Source organism: Nocardioides insulae DSM 17944, from assembly GCF_000422825.1.
Taxonomy (GTDB): domain Bacteria; phylum Actinomycetota; class Actinomycetes; order Propionibacteriales; family Nocardioidaceae; genus Nocardioides; species Nocardioides insulae.
Window position 1 is genome coordinate 394,221 of sequence record NZ_AUGU01000013.1, and the last position, 16,044, is coordinate 410,264.

General features: G+C 70.0%; 14 protein-coding genes and 1 riboswitch. Of the genes, 7 read left to right on the forward strand and 7 right to left on the reverse strand.

From position 1 onward, the window contains the following. Positions 1–25: 25 nt before the first annotated feature. From G515_RS0102495 to G515_RS19185, 5 genes are all read right to left on the reverse strand, one after another. Positions 26–1,249, reverse strand: coding sequence for a M48 family metalloprotease (locus G515_RS0102495; RefSeq protein ID WP_028658857.1), 1,224 nt, complete (start codon positions 1,247–1,249; stop codon positions 26–28). Then, entirely contained in the window at positions 1,242–2,450 is a 1,209-nt protein-coding gene (locus tag G515_RS22435) for a gluzincin family metallopeptidase (protein WP_051217761.1), read from the reverse strand. Before G515_RS22435 ends, G515_RS0102495 begins: the two co-directional genes overlap by 8 nt. A gap of 60 nt (positions 2,451–2,510) precedes the next feature. Further along, on the reverse strand, positions 2,511–3,467 hold the full coding sequence (locus tag G515_RS0102505; protein WP_036554092.1) for a C40 family peptidase: 957 nt from the start codon (positions 3,465–3,467) through the stop codon (positions 2,511–2,513). Between the two features lie 45 nt (positions 3,468–3,512). Next, a riboswitch (cyclic di-AMP (ydaO/yuaA leader) is annotated at positions 3,513–3,706 on the reverse strand. A gap of 256 nt (positions 3,707–3,962) precedes the next feature. Continuing rightward, positions 3,963–4,169 carry a hypothetical protein gene (locus tag G515_RS0102510; RefSeq protein ID WP_028658859.1) on the reverse strand — a complete coding sequence of 69 codons (207 nt, stop codon included), beginning with the start codon at positions 4,167–4,169 and terminating at the stop codon, positions 3,963–3,965. Between the two features lie 79 nt (positions 4,170–4,248). Then, on the reverse strand, positions 4,249–5,559 hold the full coding sequence (locus G515_RS19185) for an NYN domain-containing protein (protein ID WP_051217762.1): 1,311 nt from the start codon (positions 5,557–5,559) through the stop codon (positions 4,249–4,251). Positions 5,560–5,768: 209 nt separating this feature from the next. On the opposite strand from G515_RS19185, the gene G515_RS0102520 reads away from it, so the two are divergent. Both G515_RS0102520 and G515_RS0102525 read left to right on the forward strand, forming a co-directional pair. Beyond that, on the forward strand, positions 5,769–7,637 hold the full coding sequence (locus G515_RS0102520) for a DEDD exonuclease domain-containing protein (protein ID WP_036553790.1): 1,869 nt from the start codon (positions 5,769–5,771) through the stop codon (positions 7,635–7,637). A 36-nt stretch (positions 7,638–7,673) separates the two neighbouring features. Further along, the gene (locus G515_RS0102525) at positions 7,674–7,952 is read left to right on the forward strand and encodes an Lrp/AsnC family transcriptional regulator (protein ID WP_028658861.1); all 279 of its coding nucleotides are present in this window, start codon (positions 7,674–7,676) and stop codon (positions 7,950–7,952) included. Between the two features lie 109 nt (positions 7,953–8,061). Here the strand turns inward: G515_RS0102525 and trpD are convergent, their stop codons facing one another. Together trpD and G515_RS19190 are read right to left on the reverse strand one after the other, a co-directional pair. After that, complete coding sequence (gene trpD, locus G515_RS0102530) at positions 8,062–9,093, reverse strand: anthranilate phosphoribosyltransferase (RefSeq protein WP_211220921.1); 1,032 nt, start codon at positions 9,091–9,093, stop codon at positions 8,062–8,064. A 5-nt stretch (positions 9,094–9,098) separates the two neighbouring features. Next, positions 9,099–9,539, reverse strand: a complete 441-nt coding sequence (locus G515_RS19190; protein WP_169570415.1) for an Rv3143 family two-component system response regulator — start codon at positions 9,537–9,539, stop codon at positions 9,099–9,101. Between the two features lie 176 nt (positions 9,540–9,715). Between G515_RS19190 and ctaE the strand changes: the two genes are divergently transcribed. The 5 genes from ctaE to G515_RS19200 all read left to right on the forward strand — a co-directional run bounded on the left by ctaE (position 9,716) and on the right by G515_RS19200 (position 15,916). Continuing rightward, complete coding sequence (gene ctaE / locus G515_RS0102540; protein WP_028658863.1) at positions 9,716–10,366, forward strand: aa3-type cytochrome oxidase subunit III; 651 nt, start codon at positions 9,716–9,718, stop codon at positions 10,364–10,366. 42 nt (positions 10,367–10,408) lie between these two features. After that, positions 10,409–11,284 (forward strand): cytochrome bc1 complex diheme cytochrome c subunit, encoded by an 876-nt coding sequence (gene qcrC, locus G515_RS0102545; RefSeq protein ID WP_028658864.1) that lies wholly within the window; start codon positions 10,409–10,411, stop codon positions 11,282–11,284. A 53-nt stretch (positions 11,285–11,337) separates the two neighbouring features. Continuing rightward, the gene (gene qcrA, locus G515_RS19195; RefSeq protein ID WP_036554103.1) at positions 11,338–12,417 is read left to right on the forward strand and encodes a cytochrome bc1 complex Rieske iron-sulfur subunit; all 1,080 of its coding nucleotides are present in this window, start codon (positions 11,338–11,340) and stop codon (positions 12,415–12,417) included. Continuing rightward, positions 12,414–14,141: a cytochrome bc1 complex cytochrome b subunit gene (gene qcrB / locus G515_RS0102555; RefSeq protein ID WP_028658865.1), complete on the forward strand. Its 1,728-nt coding sequence runs from the start codon at positions 12,414–12,416 to the stop codon at positions 14,139–14,141. Before qcrA ends, qcrB begins: the two co-directional genes overlap by 4 nt. A gap of 302 nt (positions 14,142–14,443) precedes the next feature. Then, complete coding sequence (locus tag G515_RS19200) at positions 14,444–15,916, forward strand: amidase (protein ID WP_084652979.1); 1,473 nt, start codon at positions 14,444–14,446, stop codon at positions 15,914–15,916. Positions 15,917–16,044 lie beyond the last annotated feature (128 nt).

Here is a 16,044-nt window from a genome sequence, read left to right on the forward strand (position 1 = left end):
ACGATCGCGCGAACGTGTCGTGGTCTCACTCCCAGCGATGGGCCAGAGCGATCCGCTGCAGCGCCGTGGGATGCGACCCGAAGACGAACTGTGACCAGCCGGCCGGCTGTGGGTCGGCGAGTGAGCTCTGGGCCAACTGCTTCTGCAGGGCGATGAAGGCCTCGGGGTCCTGGGTCGTCTCCAGGGCGACCACGTCGGCGCGAGCCTCGATCTGCCGGCTGATGGTGTTCTGCACCGGCAGCACGAGCAGCGAACCGATCGCGAAGCAGGCCAGCAGCCACGGCACCGACGCCGGATCCCCCAGCGAGGTACGCCGCCGCGTCGCGATCAGGCCGAGCGCCCCGACCGCGGCCGCGGCGCCGGTCGCTCCGAGCAGCGAACCGAGCAGGACATCGTCGTACTTGGCGTGGGCGAGTTCGTGGGCGACCACGGAGAGGGCCTCGTCGCGGGGCAGCTCCTCGACCAGGTTGTCGTAGAGCACCACCCGGCGGGTGCTGCCGAAGCCGGAGACGTAGGCGTTCAGGGTGGTCGTGCGGCGGGAGGCGTCGACGACCAGCACGTCGTCCACGGCGACCCCCTCCGCGTCGGCCAGGTTCAGCACCTGGGTACGCAGCGCGCCGGCGGGCAGGCTGGCGAAGTCGTGCGAGAGGGGTTCGACCAACACCGGGTAGACGTAGGAACCGAGCATCACCAGGGCGGCTGCCAGGATCGCGGCGACCGCAGGCCAGACCCGCGGGAGCAGCCGGACACACGTCATCAGCACCACGAGCACCAGCGAGACGGCGACCACGTTGATCGCCTCGGCCACCAGGACGTCCCGGGCGTAGCCAGCCCAGGACTGCGTCGAGAGCCCGGCCTCGAGCTGACCCCGGCGCAACTGGATCGAGAACGGGAGCACCACCAGCCGGCCGATCACCGCAAGCACCACCACCGCCTCCACGGTGCGCAGCCACCACGGCCCGCGCAGCCGATCGGTGAGCGCACGCCCCACCCGGGTGAACCCGATCACGCAGCTCACCGCGAGCGAGACCACCAAGGAGAGCCTGCTCCACAGGCGCGCCCGGTCGGCGTACGCCTCGGCCGTGGCCAGGTGCTCGGTGGAGAAGACCTGGTCGGGCGCCGGAAGGTCCAGTGCCCCCTCGTAGGGGTGCCACGGCACCAGCCACACGGCGAGGAGCAGGAACAGGGCGGCGGCCGCGACGGTGGTGAGGAGGGCGACCCGGCGGCTGGGCCCCGGCGCGTCACTCATCGGCCAGGTCCCGGAGCTCTCGCTGCCAGCGTTCGGTCAGCCCGTCGAGATCGAGGTCGATCACCTCGGGCAGCACCCGGGCCAGCGGCTCCCCGCGCTGGACCCGCTGGTAGAGCTCGACCAGCGCCTCCCGGCCACCCAGGTCGGCGATCAGCCGACATGCCAGCCAGGCGGACTCGTACGCCGTCCCGAAGGCGTCCGAACCGGCGTCGAAGTCCTGTTCGTCGGGCAGCGCGTCCGGGGGCCCGGAACGTCGGACCTGGGCCAGGATCCCGCCCGCAGTCGTGGCGACCGGCAGGTCCACATCGTGCAGGGCCACGTAGTCGGCGAATCCCTCGCTCAGCCACAGCGGCAGGTTGCCGGCGTGGGTCGCACCGGTGGCCACGTGGGTGGCCTCGTGGTCGAGCACCAGCTGGGCCCCCGCGCCCTCCAGGGACGCGAACAGCGCCGGGTTGGCGAGCACATGCACCGGCCCCTGCGGGTCGGTGCTGCCGTCCACGCTCGCCGACACCGCGGCAACCCCGTCGTAGGAGCCGGGCTCGGCCTCCAGGAGCCTCTCGAACTCGGTGACCGTCTCCGGCACCTCCAGCACCAACCGGGGCCGCTTCCACGACACGACCTCCCGCACCGTCGGCACCGACGCCCTGACCCGTCGAGCGTAGTCGTCGGCCCGGGCCGCGTCACCGTGCACCATCACCAGGGTCTGCGGGGTGCGACGGACCTCCAGCTCGCCGGTGGTCCACAGCGGGGTGTGTGCTGCGCGCCCGCCCACGTGCTCGATCAGCGCCGACCGGCCCGCGCCCGGAGCGAACGCGACCTCGACCTCCACCTCGGCGGGCGTCGGGTCGTAGTGCTCGAGCCGGTAGGTCAGCTCGACCACCGCGTGCCAGCCGCCGTCGGGGGCCACGGTTCCGGACACCGTGACATAGCGGGCGGACAGGTCGACCAGGTCGAGCGTGTCGGCGTTCGCGGCCATCGCGGACAGTTGGACCCGCGCGGCACGATCGGCGCCCAGGGTGGCGGCGGCCTCGGGGTCGCGCTGCCGTAGGTCCCTCATGAGGTCGGAGAGCGTGGCACGGGCGGCGGCGGGGTCGGCCGCGCTCGTGACCGGCTCGGGCTCGACGTACTCCTCATCCCTGAGCCACCACACCCCACCGATGGCCAGCAGCGCCAGGACCAGCGCACCGGTGACCCACGGCACGAGGCCGGTCGCCCACCGAGGTGGGCGACCGGCCTCGGGAGGCTCCGGCGTGGGCAGGGATCAGCCCGGTCGGACGGCGCCGACGTAGGGCATCGTGTGCAACGAGTCGACGCGGACGCCGGCACCCGGGTTGGCCGCGTGCACGATCATGCCGTTGCCGATGTACATGCCGACGTGGCTGATGGGGCTGTAGTAGAAGACCAGGTCGCCGGGCTGCAGGTCGCCCTCGGAGATCCGCGCACCGGAGCTGTACTGCGCGCTCGAGGAGTGCGGCAGCGACACGCCCGCCTGGGCCCAGGCCATCATGGTCAGGCCGGAGCAGTCGAAGGCGCTCGGCCCGGCCGCACCCCACACGTAGGCGTCGCCGACCTGCGCCATGGCGTACTGGACCGCGGCCGAGGCCCGGCCCGAGGCGGGGACGTCGGCGCTGGAGGGGACCCGGGTGCTCTGCCGGGACAGGAGCTCCTCGCGCTCCTCGGCCTTGAGATCGTCGAGCTTGTCCTTGGCCTGGTCGTACTTGGAGTCGATCGAGGTCTTCTCGTCCTCGAGCTGCTGCTCGAGCGAGGCGACCTGGTCCGCGCGCTGCTGGGTCGCCTTGCGGCGCATCGCCAGCGCGGAGGTCTCCTCGGAGTAGTCGGAGTAGAGCCCCTGCTGGACCGAGTCGACCGCGGAGACGGTGGTGAGCCCGCTGAGGAACTTCTGCGGGTCCTCGGAGACGACCACCCCGGCGAGGTCGCCGAGCTGTCCCCCCTCGAACTCCCGCAGCACCGAGTCCTTGAGCTGCTCACGGACGGCGCCGGCGCGGCTGTCCTGGCGCTCCTCGTCGGCCCGCAGGCTGCGCAGCTCCTTGCGGAGCTCCTTGAGCTCGATCCGCGCGTCGTTGTAGCGCTCGGAGGCCTGCTCGGCGTCACGATAGAGCTTGTCGACCTGAGCCTGGACGTCGTCGATGTCGGGCTCGGCGAAGGCCGGTGAATTGGGGACCAGTCCGATGGTCGCGGCGAGCCCGAGGCCAGCCATGGCGGTGATGGTGCGCTTCCGACCGTTCAACACGAGCGGGCGGTCTCCCTTGCTTGTCGTACGCCTACCGGGTGAGCTGACGGATTCGGGCACGACAGGCCCTACACCGGCTCCACGCCGACCCCTGTGGGAGCGGGTCTGCGTCTCACCGGCGATTCACCCCAGTTGGCTGCCGCGGCAGCCAGGTGGTTCCCCGGCTCCGGATCACCCGAGTGGTCCGGACTCAGCGCGGTGCCCGCGTAGACCTGGTGGTCCACTGCCACGGGCACCTGAGCTGTGCACAGTAGTCGGCGCTTGCGGGCGATGCCAAGATGCGGATCGCAACCGTGAGACTCGACACCCGACGCGGTCCGATCGTGCTCCGGAAGACGCCGATCCGATCACGTACACCGGATGGCCGATCGCCGGTCCGAGAGCGCCAGGCCTCCTTCGGCACCGCCCAGGACCGATCCATCGATCGACGGCACAGCAGGCGCAGGATCGATGGATCCAGGCTCAGGCCGACTCGACCTGCGGTGGGTCGACGGCCTCGACCAGTCGCAGCGGTGGGATCAGGCCGCCGTCGGCCAGGACCTCGAGGGCACGCCGCTCCTCGTCCTCGATGGTGAGCTCGGGTGGGGGTCCGAGCAGCACGGTCACGACACAGTCGTGGCAGGCCAGCCCCCGGACGTCGCAGCGGTCGCAGTCGATTCGTGTGCTCATGCCTGGACACTCGCAGCGACCACCGACAGTTCTCGCCCGGCGTGTCGCGACCCGCGTGTCGGCGTACCGCCGACGTGGGTCAGCGCTGGTCGGTGAGCTGGTGGAAGGCGGTGACCGAGACCGACCGCGCGCCGGCCCGGGTGACGTCCACGCTGACCGCACGGTCGTCACTGACCACCAGCACCACCCGGCCGCGGGGTTCGGCCGCCACCAGCTCCCGGATCACGTCGTCGGCGATGACCCCCTGCGGGCTGAAGAGCACCCGGACACCCCGCGGCGCGGCCACCACCGGCCGACTCGTGACCTGGGCGGCGTCGAAGACGACCGTGGTCTCGGCATTGCTCCGGGCCACGAGCGGCGTGATCGCGCGGAGCAGCCGGACGCGCTGCGCCTCCAGTGAGGACTCCGGCCACACCGACTTGCTCACGTTGTAGCCGTCGATCAGGAGTCGGACCCGCGGCATCGCCAACAGCTGCTCCAGCATCGCCCCGGTCGTCACCCGGAGGGCCGAGGTGCTGCCGCCCTCCGACTCCGGCGCCAGCGTCTGCTCGGCACGCTCCCCGGGCGTCCGTGTGGCAGCCGGGAGGGCGAGCTCGCGGCGCAGCCCGGCGGCGGCGTCCAGGACGGTCTCCAGGAGCACCCGCGTGCGCATGCTGGCCTCGTCCCGCTCGAGACGGACCGCCCGGCGCTCGGCGTTCTCCGCCGCCCCGAGCCGCTCGACCTCGGCCCGCAGCCGCCGGATCTCCTTCTCCGTCGCCCGCTCGCCGCCCTCGACCCGGGAGCGCAGCGCGGCGCACTCCTCCTCGGCCTCGGCCACACGCTCCTGGGCGGCGGTCAGGGCGACGCGCGTCTCGCCGAGCTTTCGGCGCAGCGTGCGGTTCTCCTCCTTGACCTCTTCGACCCGGGCCTTCTTGGCGGACCGCTCGTCGCGGACCTCCTGATCCAACTGCTCGACCCGACGGCGGAGCCGGGCCAGCTCGGCCGACTCGGCGGGGGCCGAGGGCTCGGCGAGGCCCGCCAGGGCGGCGGCATACGCCACCTCCGCGTGGTCGGGTCGGCGCAGCCAGGCGACCGCGGCCACCTCGGCGGGATCCGCGTCCTTCGGCAGCCCGTCGGCCGCAACCGCGGCCAGGTCGTACGGCGTCCGCACCGCGCGCCCGATCCGCTCCCGCTCCTCGGGGTCGTCGAGCGCGGCCAGGATCGCGGCGGCCCCACGCTTGGCCCGACGCCCGGCCGCGAAGGAGGCCACCATGCGCAGCTGCGGGGACAGCCGGGCGACGTCGGGGAGCAGCGCCGCGACGAGACTCACCAGCCGCGCCCGCACGCTCTCGGGGAGGTCGGTGGCGTTCGCCGGGAGGTGCGCGCTGCCGTCCGTGTCCGTCGTACTCATCGGGCTCCCCCCTTCCGCGGCCCACCCTGGTGGGTACGTCGATGCTCAGGCTCACACGGCCCGTCCGGGCCGCGGCACCGGGCCGATTCCAGGGCCGACTCCAGGCCGACTCCAGGGCCGACTCCAGGGCCGGTTCGTGGCGGCAGCCTACGTCGCCGCACCGCGCGCCGCGCCAGGATTGTCGGTGGTCCCACCTAGCGTCCGTGAGCATGAGCAGTAGCACCGCCGTGATAGACCCCGCAGGCGGCTCCGACCCGAGCGACCCTCGCCCGCCCAGCGGGCGTTCCGACCGGGCCAGGCGTTGGGCGGAGCAGCGTGGTTTCGACGAGTTGGGCCGCCCCCTGCGCGATCTCACCTTCTGCGTGGTCGACCTCGAGACCACCGGCGGGTCGCCGGCGGGCGGTTCGATGATCACCGAGATCGGCGCGGTCAAGGTGCGCGGCGGCGAGGTGCTGGGGGAGTTCCAGACCCTGGTCGACCCGCACGCTGCGATCCCGCCCTTCATCGCGGTGCTCACCGGGATCAGCGATGCCATGGTCGCCGGTGCCCCCGGCATCGACTCCGCCCTGCCCGCCTTCCTGGAGTTCGCCCAGGGGTGCGTCCTGGTGGCCCACAACGCCCCCTTCGATGTGGGGTTCCTCCAGCACTTCGCCGCCGAGCAGGGCCGGCCGTGGCCGCGCTTCGATGTGGTCGACACCGCCAAGTTGGCCCGCCGGGTGATCACCCGCGACGACGCCCCCAACTGCAAGCTCTCCTCGCTCGCCGTCCTCTTCGGTGCGGGCACCACCCCCAACCACCGGGCGCTCTCCGACGCCCGCGCCACCGTGGATGTGATGCACGGTCTGTTCGGCCGGCTGGGCGGCCTCGGGGTGCACACCCTGGAGGAGGTGCAGGCCTTCTCGGCCAAGGTGAGCTCCGCCCAGCGCAAGAAGCGGCACCTCGCGGAGTCCCTACCCCATGCCCCCGGCGTCTACCTCTTCCGTGACGGAGGCGACCGGGTCCTCTACATCGGCACCTCACGCGATCTCCGCACCCGAGTGCGCTCCTACTTCACCGCCAGCGAGACCCGCTCCCGGATGGGCGAGATGATCGCTCTGGCCGAGCGGGTCGGCGCGGTGGAGTGCGCCACGGTGCTCGAGGCCCAGGTGCGCGAGCTGCGCCTGATCGCGCAGCACAAGCCGCCCTACAACCGGCGGTCCCGGTTCCCCGAGCGCCAGCATTTCGTCAAGCTCACCCGCGAGCCGTGGCCCCGGCTGAGCCTGGTGCGGCAGGTGCTCGACGACGAGGCCGACTACCTGGGCCCGTTCCGCTCCCGTCAGGCCGCCCAGGCCTGCATCGACGCCCTGCACCAGGTGTTCCCGGTGCGGCAGTGCTCCGACCGGCTTGCTCGGCGGCCCGACAAGAGTCCATGCGTCCTGGCCGAGATGGGCCGCTGTCTCTCCCCCTGCGACGGCAGCACCGATGAGACGACCTACGCCGCCATGGTCGCGCGCCTCCGCCAGGCGCTGGTGGAGCGTCCCGACGCGGTCGTCGACTCCCTGCACGACGCGATGGCACGCCTGGCCGCCGAGGAGAGGTTCGAGGAGGCGGGCGGACAACGCGACCGGCTGGCCGCGTTCCTGCGCGCCTCCGCCCGCACCCAGCGACTCAGCGCCCTGACCCGCTGCCCCGAGGTCGTCGCGATCCGGCAGGAGGGAGAGCCGGCCACGGTCGAGCATCGCCCCCGGAGCCGCTGGGTCGTCCACGTGATCCGCTTCGGACGGCTGGCCGCCGCCGGAGTGCTCCCGCCGCGCGGCGACGCCCACGCCTACCTCGACCAATTGCGCGCTTCCGCCGAGACGGTCACCTCCGCGCCCGGCCCCGTCCCGGCCGCGTCGGCGGAGGAGACCGAGGTCATCCTGCGCTGGCTGGAGTCGCCCGGAGTCCGACTGGCCGCGGTCGAGGGCGAGTGGTCCTGTCCGGTCGGTGGCGCGGCCGGACAGCTCGCGGTCCACGACGCGGTCGCGGAGTCCCGACGTCAGCTCGTGCCCTTCGACGAGCCCCGGGAGCTTCGTCCGGTGGCACAACCGGTGCGCTGAGCGGCCGACCTCGCCCGGCCCCGCTACGGTGGTCCCGTGATCACCGCCATCGTCTTCATCAACGCCGAGGTCGACCGGATCCCCGAGGTGGCCGAGGAGATCGCCGCCATCGACGGGGTGAGCGAGGTCTACTCCGTGACGGGGCAGATCGACCTGGTCGCACTCGTCCGGGTGCGCGACCACGAGCAGATCGCCGCCGTCGTCTCCGACCGGCTCAACAAGGTCCAGGGGGTCACCGGCACCGAGACCCACATCGCCTTCCGCGCCTACTCCAGGCACGACCTCGAGTCCGCCTTCTCCCTCGGCTTGGACTGATCTCCCGCCCGCCCGCCGGGGAGGGCCGGCACAGGTTCGACCCGCTGCGGGCCGGCGTAGGCATCCGCCGATCCCCCGTGCCGGCCCGACGCCGGCGCGGACACCTACTTCAGCGCGAGCCCTCGACCCACCGCTCGAGCACCTGCTGCGCGGCGCCGGAGTCGATCGAGTCGCGTGCCCTCGCGATCCCGGCGGCGAGCACGTCGTCCACCGACCCCGGCGCGGCGTCGTAGACCGCCAGCGCGGCCCCGGTGTTGAGCAGCACCGCGTCACGCGCTGCCCCCTTCTCCCCGGCGAGCACCCGGCGCACGACGTCGGCGTTGTACTCCGCGTCGTCGCCACGCAGATCGGCCGCACTCGCCCTGGCCAGGCCGTGGTCGAGCGGCTCGACCGCGTGCCGGGTCACCTGCCCGTCCTTGACCACCCACAGGGCCGAGGTGGTGGTGGTGGTGAGTTCGTCGAGGCCGTCGTCGCCGCGGAAGACCCAGGCGTCCAGGCCCCGCTCGGCGAACACGCCCGCCATCACCGGGGCGATGGCGGGGTCGGCACAGCCGATCGCATTCGCGGCCGGTCGGGCCGGGTTCGAGATCGGGCCGAGCAGGTTGAAGCTCGTGCCGATGCCGAGTTCGCGTCGGGCGAGGGCGGTGTGTCGCATGGCGGGGTTGAACGCCGCCGCGAAGAGGAAGGTGATCCCGGCCGACTCGGCCAGGGCGGTGATCCGCTCGACCGGGAGGTCGAGGCGGACACCCAGCGCCTCCAGTACGTCGGCCGAACCCGACTTGGAGGAGGCCGAGCGGTTGCCGTGCTTGACGACCTTGGCTCCTGCGCCGGCAGCGACGATCGCCGACATGGAGGAGATGTTGACCGACATCGACCGGTCGCCACCGGTGCCGACGATCTCCAGCAGCCGCCCGGGCACCGAGATCGGTGTCGCCCGCGCCAGCATCGCGTCGGAGAGCGCGCGCAACTCCTCGATGGTCTCGCCCTTGGCGCGCAGGGCGACGGAGAAGCCGGCGATCTGCGCGGGGCTGGCCTCCCCGGCGAGGATCTCGCCCATCGCCCACGCGGTCTGCTGGGCACTGAGATCCCGGCCCGCGACCAGTGCGGCGAGGACCTCGGGCCAGCTGATCGGATCCGTCACGTCCGTCACCGACCGTTCGGCGTCGTGGCGGACAGGTCCGAGCCCGCCAGCCGGGCGCGGAGCAGCGCCACAACCTTTCCGGCGAGCTCGACCGGGTCGATCGGCTGGCTCACCGCCGCCTCGGCCCGGGACCAGGTCGCCAGCCAGGCGTCCTGGGGACGCCCCGTCAGCACGACGATCGGGGGGCACGGGTCGATCTCGTCCTTGAGCTGCTTGGCGATCCCCAGGCCGCCGGCCGGGACGGCCTCGCCGTCGAGGACGGCCAGGTCGATCCCACCGGCGTCGAGGTGGGCCAGCACCACCGGCTCGGTCGCCACCTGGACGTACTCCACCTCGGGGAGATCCGGGTGCGGACGACGCCCCAGTGCCAGGATCACCTGTTCGCGGGTGGTGACGTCGTCGCTGTAGACGAGTACCTGCAGCGGTTTCGCGTTCGGGTCGGTCACGTCGGGGACTCTACCGCTCCGTTGCTGTGGTGCCACTGAGACGTTCTCAGGCTCCGGCGGGGCACTCCTGGGGCCTACCAGACAGGCCCTCCGAGGCGCTCCTCGGGCACCCTGTGAACTTTGTTAAAGCATCCTGTGAGGGGGTCGGGATGCTCTCGGCGCCGACTACAGACATAATGGCGCACGTGGCGACAGCAGCATCGACGATTCCGGCATCCCGGCTACACGGGCATCACGACCGACCGAGCATGGTCAGCGTCGGGACGATCATCTGGCTCTCCAGTGAGCTGATGTTCTTCGCGGCCCTGTTCGCGGCCTACTTCACGATCCGGGCGGTGAGTCCGGAGCTGTGGGAGATGAACACCGAGAAGCTGAACGTTCCGTTCGCCCTGGCCAACACCACGATCCTGGTGTTGTCCTCGGTGACCTGCCAGATGGGCGTGTTCAAGGCCGAGGCGGGCAAGGTCGGTCGCACCGGGTCGGTGTTCGCCGTCAACCAGTGGGGACTCCGCGAGTGGTTCATCCTCACCTACATCATGGGAGCGATCTTCATCGGCGGCCAGGCGTTCGAGTACGCCATGCTGATCCAGGAAGGCGTGACCATCCCCTCCTCGGGCTACGGCACGATGTTCTACCTGACCACGGGCTTCCACGGTCTGCACGTGCTCGGCGGTTTGATCGCGTTCCTCTTCGTCCTGGGCCGGACCTATCTGGCCCGCCGGTTCACTCATGAGCAGGCGGTCAGCGCGATCGTGGTCTCGTACTACTGGCACTTCGTGGACGTGGTCTGGATCGGCCTGTTCGCCACCATCTACCTGATCAAGTAGCCACCGAGTAGGGCTGGATCCCGCGAACGACAAGGATTGAATGTGCGTTTCTTGAATCGCTCCGCCGCCTCGCTGTCACGGCATCGCCGTGGCCGCCTGGCCGGGTTGGTGCTGCTGCTCGTCGGCTTGATCATCTCCGGTGGCCTGTATGCGACCTTCTCCCCCGCCTCCTCGGCCACGCAGTCGAAGACCGATGCCGAACTCGTGGAGGAGGGTCGCCAACTGTTCCTGACCGGCTGCTCCTTCTGCCACGGCCAGAACGCCGAGGGCATCACCACGGTCAACGGCCAGTTCGTCGGCCCGTCCCTGGTCGGTGTCGGCGCTGCCGCCGTCGACTTCCAGATGGGCACCGGGCGGATGCCGCTCACCATCCCCGGTCAGCAGGCCCCCTCGAAGCCGGGCGCTTACACCGACGAGGAGATCGAGGCGATCGGCGCGTACGTCGCCAGCCTGGCCCCGGGTCCGGCCGTGCCGGACGAGGAGTACCTCACCATCGAGAACCTCTCCGATGAGGAGCAGCAGGAGGCCATCTCCCGCGGCGGCCAGATCTTCTTGACCAACTGCACCGCCTGCCACAACTTCTCCGGCAAGGGTGGCGCGATGCCGCGCGGCGGCTACGCGCCGAACATCCTCAACACCGACCCGAAGCACATCTACGAGGCCATGCTCACCGGCCCGCAGTCGATGGACACCTTCTCCAACGGCAACCTCTCCCCCGAGGAGAAGCGTGACGTGATCGCCTATGTCGGGTCGATGCGTGACATGCCCGGTTACGGCGGCTTCAGCATGGGCGCCCTCGGACCGGTCTCGGAGGGCATGTTCGCCTGGTTGGTCGGTCTCGGCTCGCTGGTCGGCTTCGCCATCTGGATCGCTGCGCACACCACCCGCACCAAGAAGAAGAAGGGACAGGAGGCGTGAGCTCCACTCACGAGCAGGCCCCTGAGCAGACCCACGACGGGTCCGGCCACTCGATCAACGCGCATACCGATGCGCTGCTCCCCGACCCCGGTCAACCGGAGCACCACTGGCGTCCCACCGATGTAGACGAGAAGGCCGAGAAGCGCGCGGAGCGCCAGGTCGCGATCTGCTTCCTCCTCTCCGCGATCTGCTCGGTCCTGTTCGTCGTCGCCTACGTGGGCATCGACGCCGGGTACGACGGCACCACCGTCTTCGGGCTGGGCGCGTCCAACGTCGCCCTCGGCCTGTGCCTCTCCGGCGCCCTGCTGTTCGTCGGCGTCGGCGTGATCCAGTGGGCCCGCAAGCTGATGGCCGATGTCGAGATCGCCGAGGACCGTCACCCCGCCGCCTCCTCGGAGAGCGACCGGCAGGCGACCCAGGCCGCGCTGGCAGCCGGTCTCGAGGAGTCCGGCATGGGTCGGCGTCCGCTGCTCCGTAACAGTCTGATCGGCTCGGCGGCGCTCCTGCTCGCCCCGGCGGTCGTGCTGTTCCGCGACCTCGGCCCGCTGCCCAACGAGACCGCAGACGCGGCGACCGGCGGCGGCCTCGAGCACACCGTGTGGAAGCAGGGTGTCCGGGTCGTGCGTGACGTGGTCGGTACCCCGATCCGCCCCTCCGACGTCGAGATCGGCGACCTGTTCAACGCCGAGCCCGAGGTGCTCTTCGCCAACGAGGAGCGCGGCCTCCCCGGCCTGCACGGAGTCGACCTTCAGGTCGCGAAGTCCAAGGCTCCCGTGGTGCTGCTCCGGATGGACCCCGCGGACTACATCCCCGGCCCCGGCCGCGAGGACTGGGCCATCGACGGCATCGTGGCGTACTCGAAGATCTGCACCCACGTCGGCTGCCCGATCTCGCTCAACGAGCGCACCACCCACCACCTGCTCTGCCCGTGTCACCAGTCGACCTTCGACCTGGCCGACTCCGGCAAGGTGGTCTTCGGGCCCGCAGGCCGGCACCTCCCCCAGCTTCCGCTGGCCGTCGATGACGAGGGCTACCTGATCGCCCAGAGCGACTTCACCGAGCCGATCGGTCCCAGCTACTGGGAGCGAAACAACGTGGAGATCAAGGACCAGAATGTCGGTGATCTCGGATGAGCAAGGACACCAGCGCCGTGGCGACGAGTAACACCACTGCCGCGACACCGAGCAAGCCCTCCAAGGTCGGCGGCGCCGCCACCTGGGCGGACGATCGCCTCGGTCTCGCAGCCATGGGCAAGAAGAACCTTCGCAAGATCTTCCCCGACCACTGGTCCTTCATGCTGGGTGAGATCGCCCTGTGGAGCTTCGTGGTCCTGCTGCTGACCGGTATCTTCCTCACCTTCTGGTTCCGACCCAGCATGAGCGAGATCGTCTACGAGGGCTCCTACGACCAGCTCCGTGGCATCCAGATGTCCGAGGCGATGGCCTCGGCCCTGGACATCTCCTTCGACGTCCGCGGCGGCCTGCTGATGCGGCAGATGCACCACTGGGCGGCGATGCTCTTCGTGGCCTCGATGATGATCCACCTGCTGCGGGTCTGGTTCACCGGCGCCTACCGCAAGCCGCGCGAGCTCAACTGGGTGATCGGCAGCCTGCTGCTGCTGCTCGGCACCCTGGAGGGCTTCACCGGCTACTCCCTGCCCGACGACCTGCTCTCGGGCACCGGCGTGCGAGCGGCGGACGGGTTCATCAAGTCGATCCCGATCGTCGGAAGCTATATCTCGTTCTTCCTCTTCGGAGGCGAGTTCCCCGGCGAGATGATCATCCCCCGCCTGTTCACCATCCACGTGCTGCTGATCCCCGGGCTGCTGCTCGGCCTGATCGCCGCCCACATGCTGCTGCTCGTCTACCACAAGCACACCCAGTGGCCTGGACCCGGCCGCACGGAGACCAACGTCGTCGGTTTCCCGATGCTCCCGGTGTACGCCGCCAAGGCCGGTGGCTTCTTCTTCATCGTCTTCGGTGTGACCGCCGCGCTGGGTGCGCTGCTCTCGATCAACGCGGTGTGGAAGTACGGCCCCTACGACCCGTCCAAGGTGACCGCCGGCTCCCAGCCGGACTGGTACATGGGCTGGCCGGACGGCGCGCTCCGGATCATGCCGGGCTGGGAGTCCCACTTCTGGGGCAGCACCTGGTCCTGGAACGTGTTCCTGCCGATCATCGTGCTGCCGGGCCTGCTGTTCACCGTGCTGCTCTTGCTGCCGTTCATCGACTCCTGGATCACCGGTGACAAGCGTGAGCACCACCTGCTGCAGCGTCCGCGCAACGCCCCGACGCGCACCGGGATCATGGTCGCGCTGATGACCCTCTACGCGATGTTCTGGATCGCCGGCGGTAACGACATCATCGCGATCACCTTCCACCTGTCGATCAACCAGATCACCTACATCCTGCGTGCCGCGGTCTTCATCGCCCCGGTCATCGCGTTCTTCGTGACCCGCCGCATCTGCATCTCGCTGCAGCGCCACGACAACGAGATGATGCTGCACGGCTACGAGTCCGGCGTGATCATGCGCTCCCCGGAGGGTGCCTACACCGAGAAGCACCTTCCGCTCCCGGAGAGCAAGGTCTACGCCTGGACCCACCGCGACGACTCGGCGGAGCAGCTCCAGAGCGGCGAGGTCCACACCGGTCGATTCGCCAAGATGCGCAACAAGCTCCGCGAGCTCTACTACGCCGACGACGTGGACAAGCCCACCATCGAAGAACTCGAGGCGGCTCACCACCACGACGAGGCCGAGCACGCTGAGCAGGCCGAGCTTGTCGGGAAGGCCTCCGACGGCCACCAGTTCGACGGTCACCACGACGTCAGTGACGAGCCCCTCCGCGGCGATCACTGAGTCGAGCCGCGCGATCGCGCGGTGACGCCACTCGGTTCGGGCCGGTTCCCCTCGGGGAACCGGCCCGAACTGCGTCATGCCCCCTGGCAGCCCCTCTCGGGCACAAACCACTCCCCCGCCTCCTGGGCCTCGCACGAGCGCCAAGGCGGCGCCTCGGGTAGACATAGCGCCTTGTGCCCGGCCTCCTACCCGACGCCTCGTGCCCGGCGCTCAGTGCCGATCGGAGCCCGGATCGGGCCGGTCTTGGCCGAGGGCGGAGTCTGGTGCCCGAGCCGTGCGGTACCCGTCGATATCCTCCGGTCATGAGATCTGAATCTGGCTCCGTCCGGTCGAGTGCGCTCCCGGAACAGGATGGAGCCACGCCGTTGACAGGTCTGGCTGATCTTGCGGAAGCGATTCGATGTGGCGATAGGTCGGCAGGCGAGGTGATCGAAGAATCACTGCACCGCATCCGAACCCTTGATCCGACTCTGAACGCGTTCTGCACGGTGGATGAGGAGGGTGCCCGATCTCGAGCTGCCGAGGTGGATCGACGTATCGCGGCCGGTGAATCGGTGGGCCCCCTTGCCGGGGTGCCCGTCGGAGTGAAGGACCTCATCTGCACCCAGGGGATGCGCACAACGGGTGGGTCTGTGCTTTATGCCGACTTCATCCCTGACGAGGATGACGTTGTCGTCGAGCTCTTGCGAAAGGCCGACGCGGTGATCGTGGGGAAGACCAATGCAGCCGAATTCGGATACGGCGCGATCGGGCACAACGACTTGTTTCCCACGACTCGCAATCCGTGGAACACCGCCCTCACCTCAGGGGGTTCGAGCGCGGGGTCCGCAGCGGCCGTTTCCGCCGGCATGGTGCCGCTGGCACTAGGCACTGATGGCGGCGGATCGATCAGAATCCCGGCCTCGCTGTCCGGTGTCTTCGGAATGAAGCCTTCCTGGGGACGGGTTCCCCTCTACCCGGGCTGTAGGGACGAACGCTACCCGGGGCTATCCGGTTGGGAGTCGCTCGAGCACATCGGGCCGATCACCCACACCGCCGCCGACGCAGCGCTGGCGCTCTCTGTCCTGAGCCAGCCGTCGGCCCGGGACCGGTTCTCGATGCCGCCGACCCCGGATCAATGGGATCTCACCCAACGGCTCGAGTCGCTCAGTCGTTGTCGTGTCGCATTCAGCGTTGACCTGGGCTCCGCACTGGTCGATCGAGAGGTACGCGTCGCGGTCGAGGATGCGGTGCGGCGTCTTCAAGGGGTGATTCCGGAGGTGGACAGGGCGCATCCAGGAACGGGAAGCAACGAGACGACTTTCGAGGCGATCGTGGCGATGGAGACGGACCGAAGCGGTCTCCGTGCGCTCGCGGCCAGCAAGGGGGTCGCGATCAAGGGCTGGCTCGGCAGCATCATCGAGCGACAGTGGACCGGGGATGAATTCACGGCCGCCATCCTCGACCGGAAACGGATCGTCAATGCAACCTGGCGGTTCATGGAGAACTATGACTTCTTCATCACACCGACGACCGCTGTGCCGGCCTTTCCGATCGATTCATATGGTCCCGAGACCATCGAGGGCCATGAGCTTCCGCCCTCTGGATGGACGCCATTCTCCACCCTCGCCAACTTCACCGGCCTACCGGCGGCATCGATTCCCATCGGGTTCACCAAGCAAGGACTCCCGATCGGTATCCAAGTCATGGGCAGACACCTCGACGATCAAGGCGTTCTGGCTCTAGCGACACTGGTCGAATCGCTGTTCCCGCTGCCCACACGGCCGCCGATCTGAATCGGCACCATCCAAGCCAAAATCATCCACCGGAACCGGATCGACCATGACGTCGACGCCATGGGAGCGGGTCCGGCCAACACACCGCGCGGCACCCCGAGCAGCGCCCCTCGGCCATCGACTCCGGC

Bases quoted from the DNA above. Each gene is read 5' to 3' on its own strand.
- G515_RS0102495 (WP_028658857.1), bottom strand. From the start codon at position 1,249: ATGAGTGACGCGCCGGGGCCCAGCCGCCGGGTCGCCCTCCTCACCACC.
- G515_RS0102505 (WP_036554092.1), bottom strand. From the start codon at position 3,467: ATGGCTGGCCTCGGGCTCGCCGCGACCATCGGACTGGTCCCCAATTCA.
- G515_RS0102510 (WP_028658859.1), bottom strand. From the start codon at position 4,169: ATGAGCACACGAATCGACTGCGACCGCTGCGACGTCCGGGGGCTGGCC.
- G515_RS19185 (WP_051217762.1), bottom strand. From the start codon at position 5,559: ATGAGTACGACGGACACGGACGGCAGCGCGCACCTCCCGGCGAACGCC.
- G515_RS0102520 (WP_036553790.1), top strand. From the start codon at position 5,769: ATGAGCAGTAGCACCGCCGTGATAGACCCCGCAGGCGGCTCCGACCCG.
- ctaE (WP_028658863.1), top strand. From the start codon at position 9,716: ATGGCGCACGTGGCGACAGCAGCATCGACGATTCCGGCATCCCGGCTA.
- qcrB (WP_028658865.1), top strand. From the start codon at position 12,414: ATGAGCAAGGACACCAGCGCCGTGGCGACGAGTAACACCACTGCCGCG.
- G515_RS19200 (WP_084652979.1), top strand. From the start codon at position 14,444: ATGAGATCTGAATCTGGCTCCGTCCGGTCGAGTGCGCTCCCGGAACAG.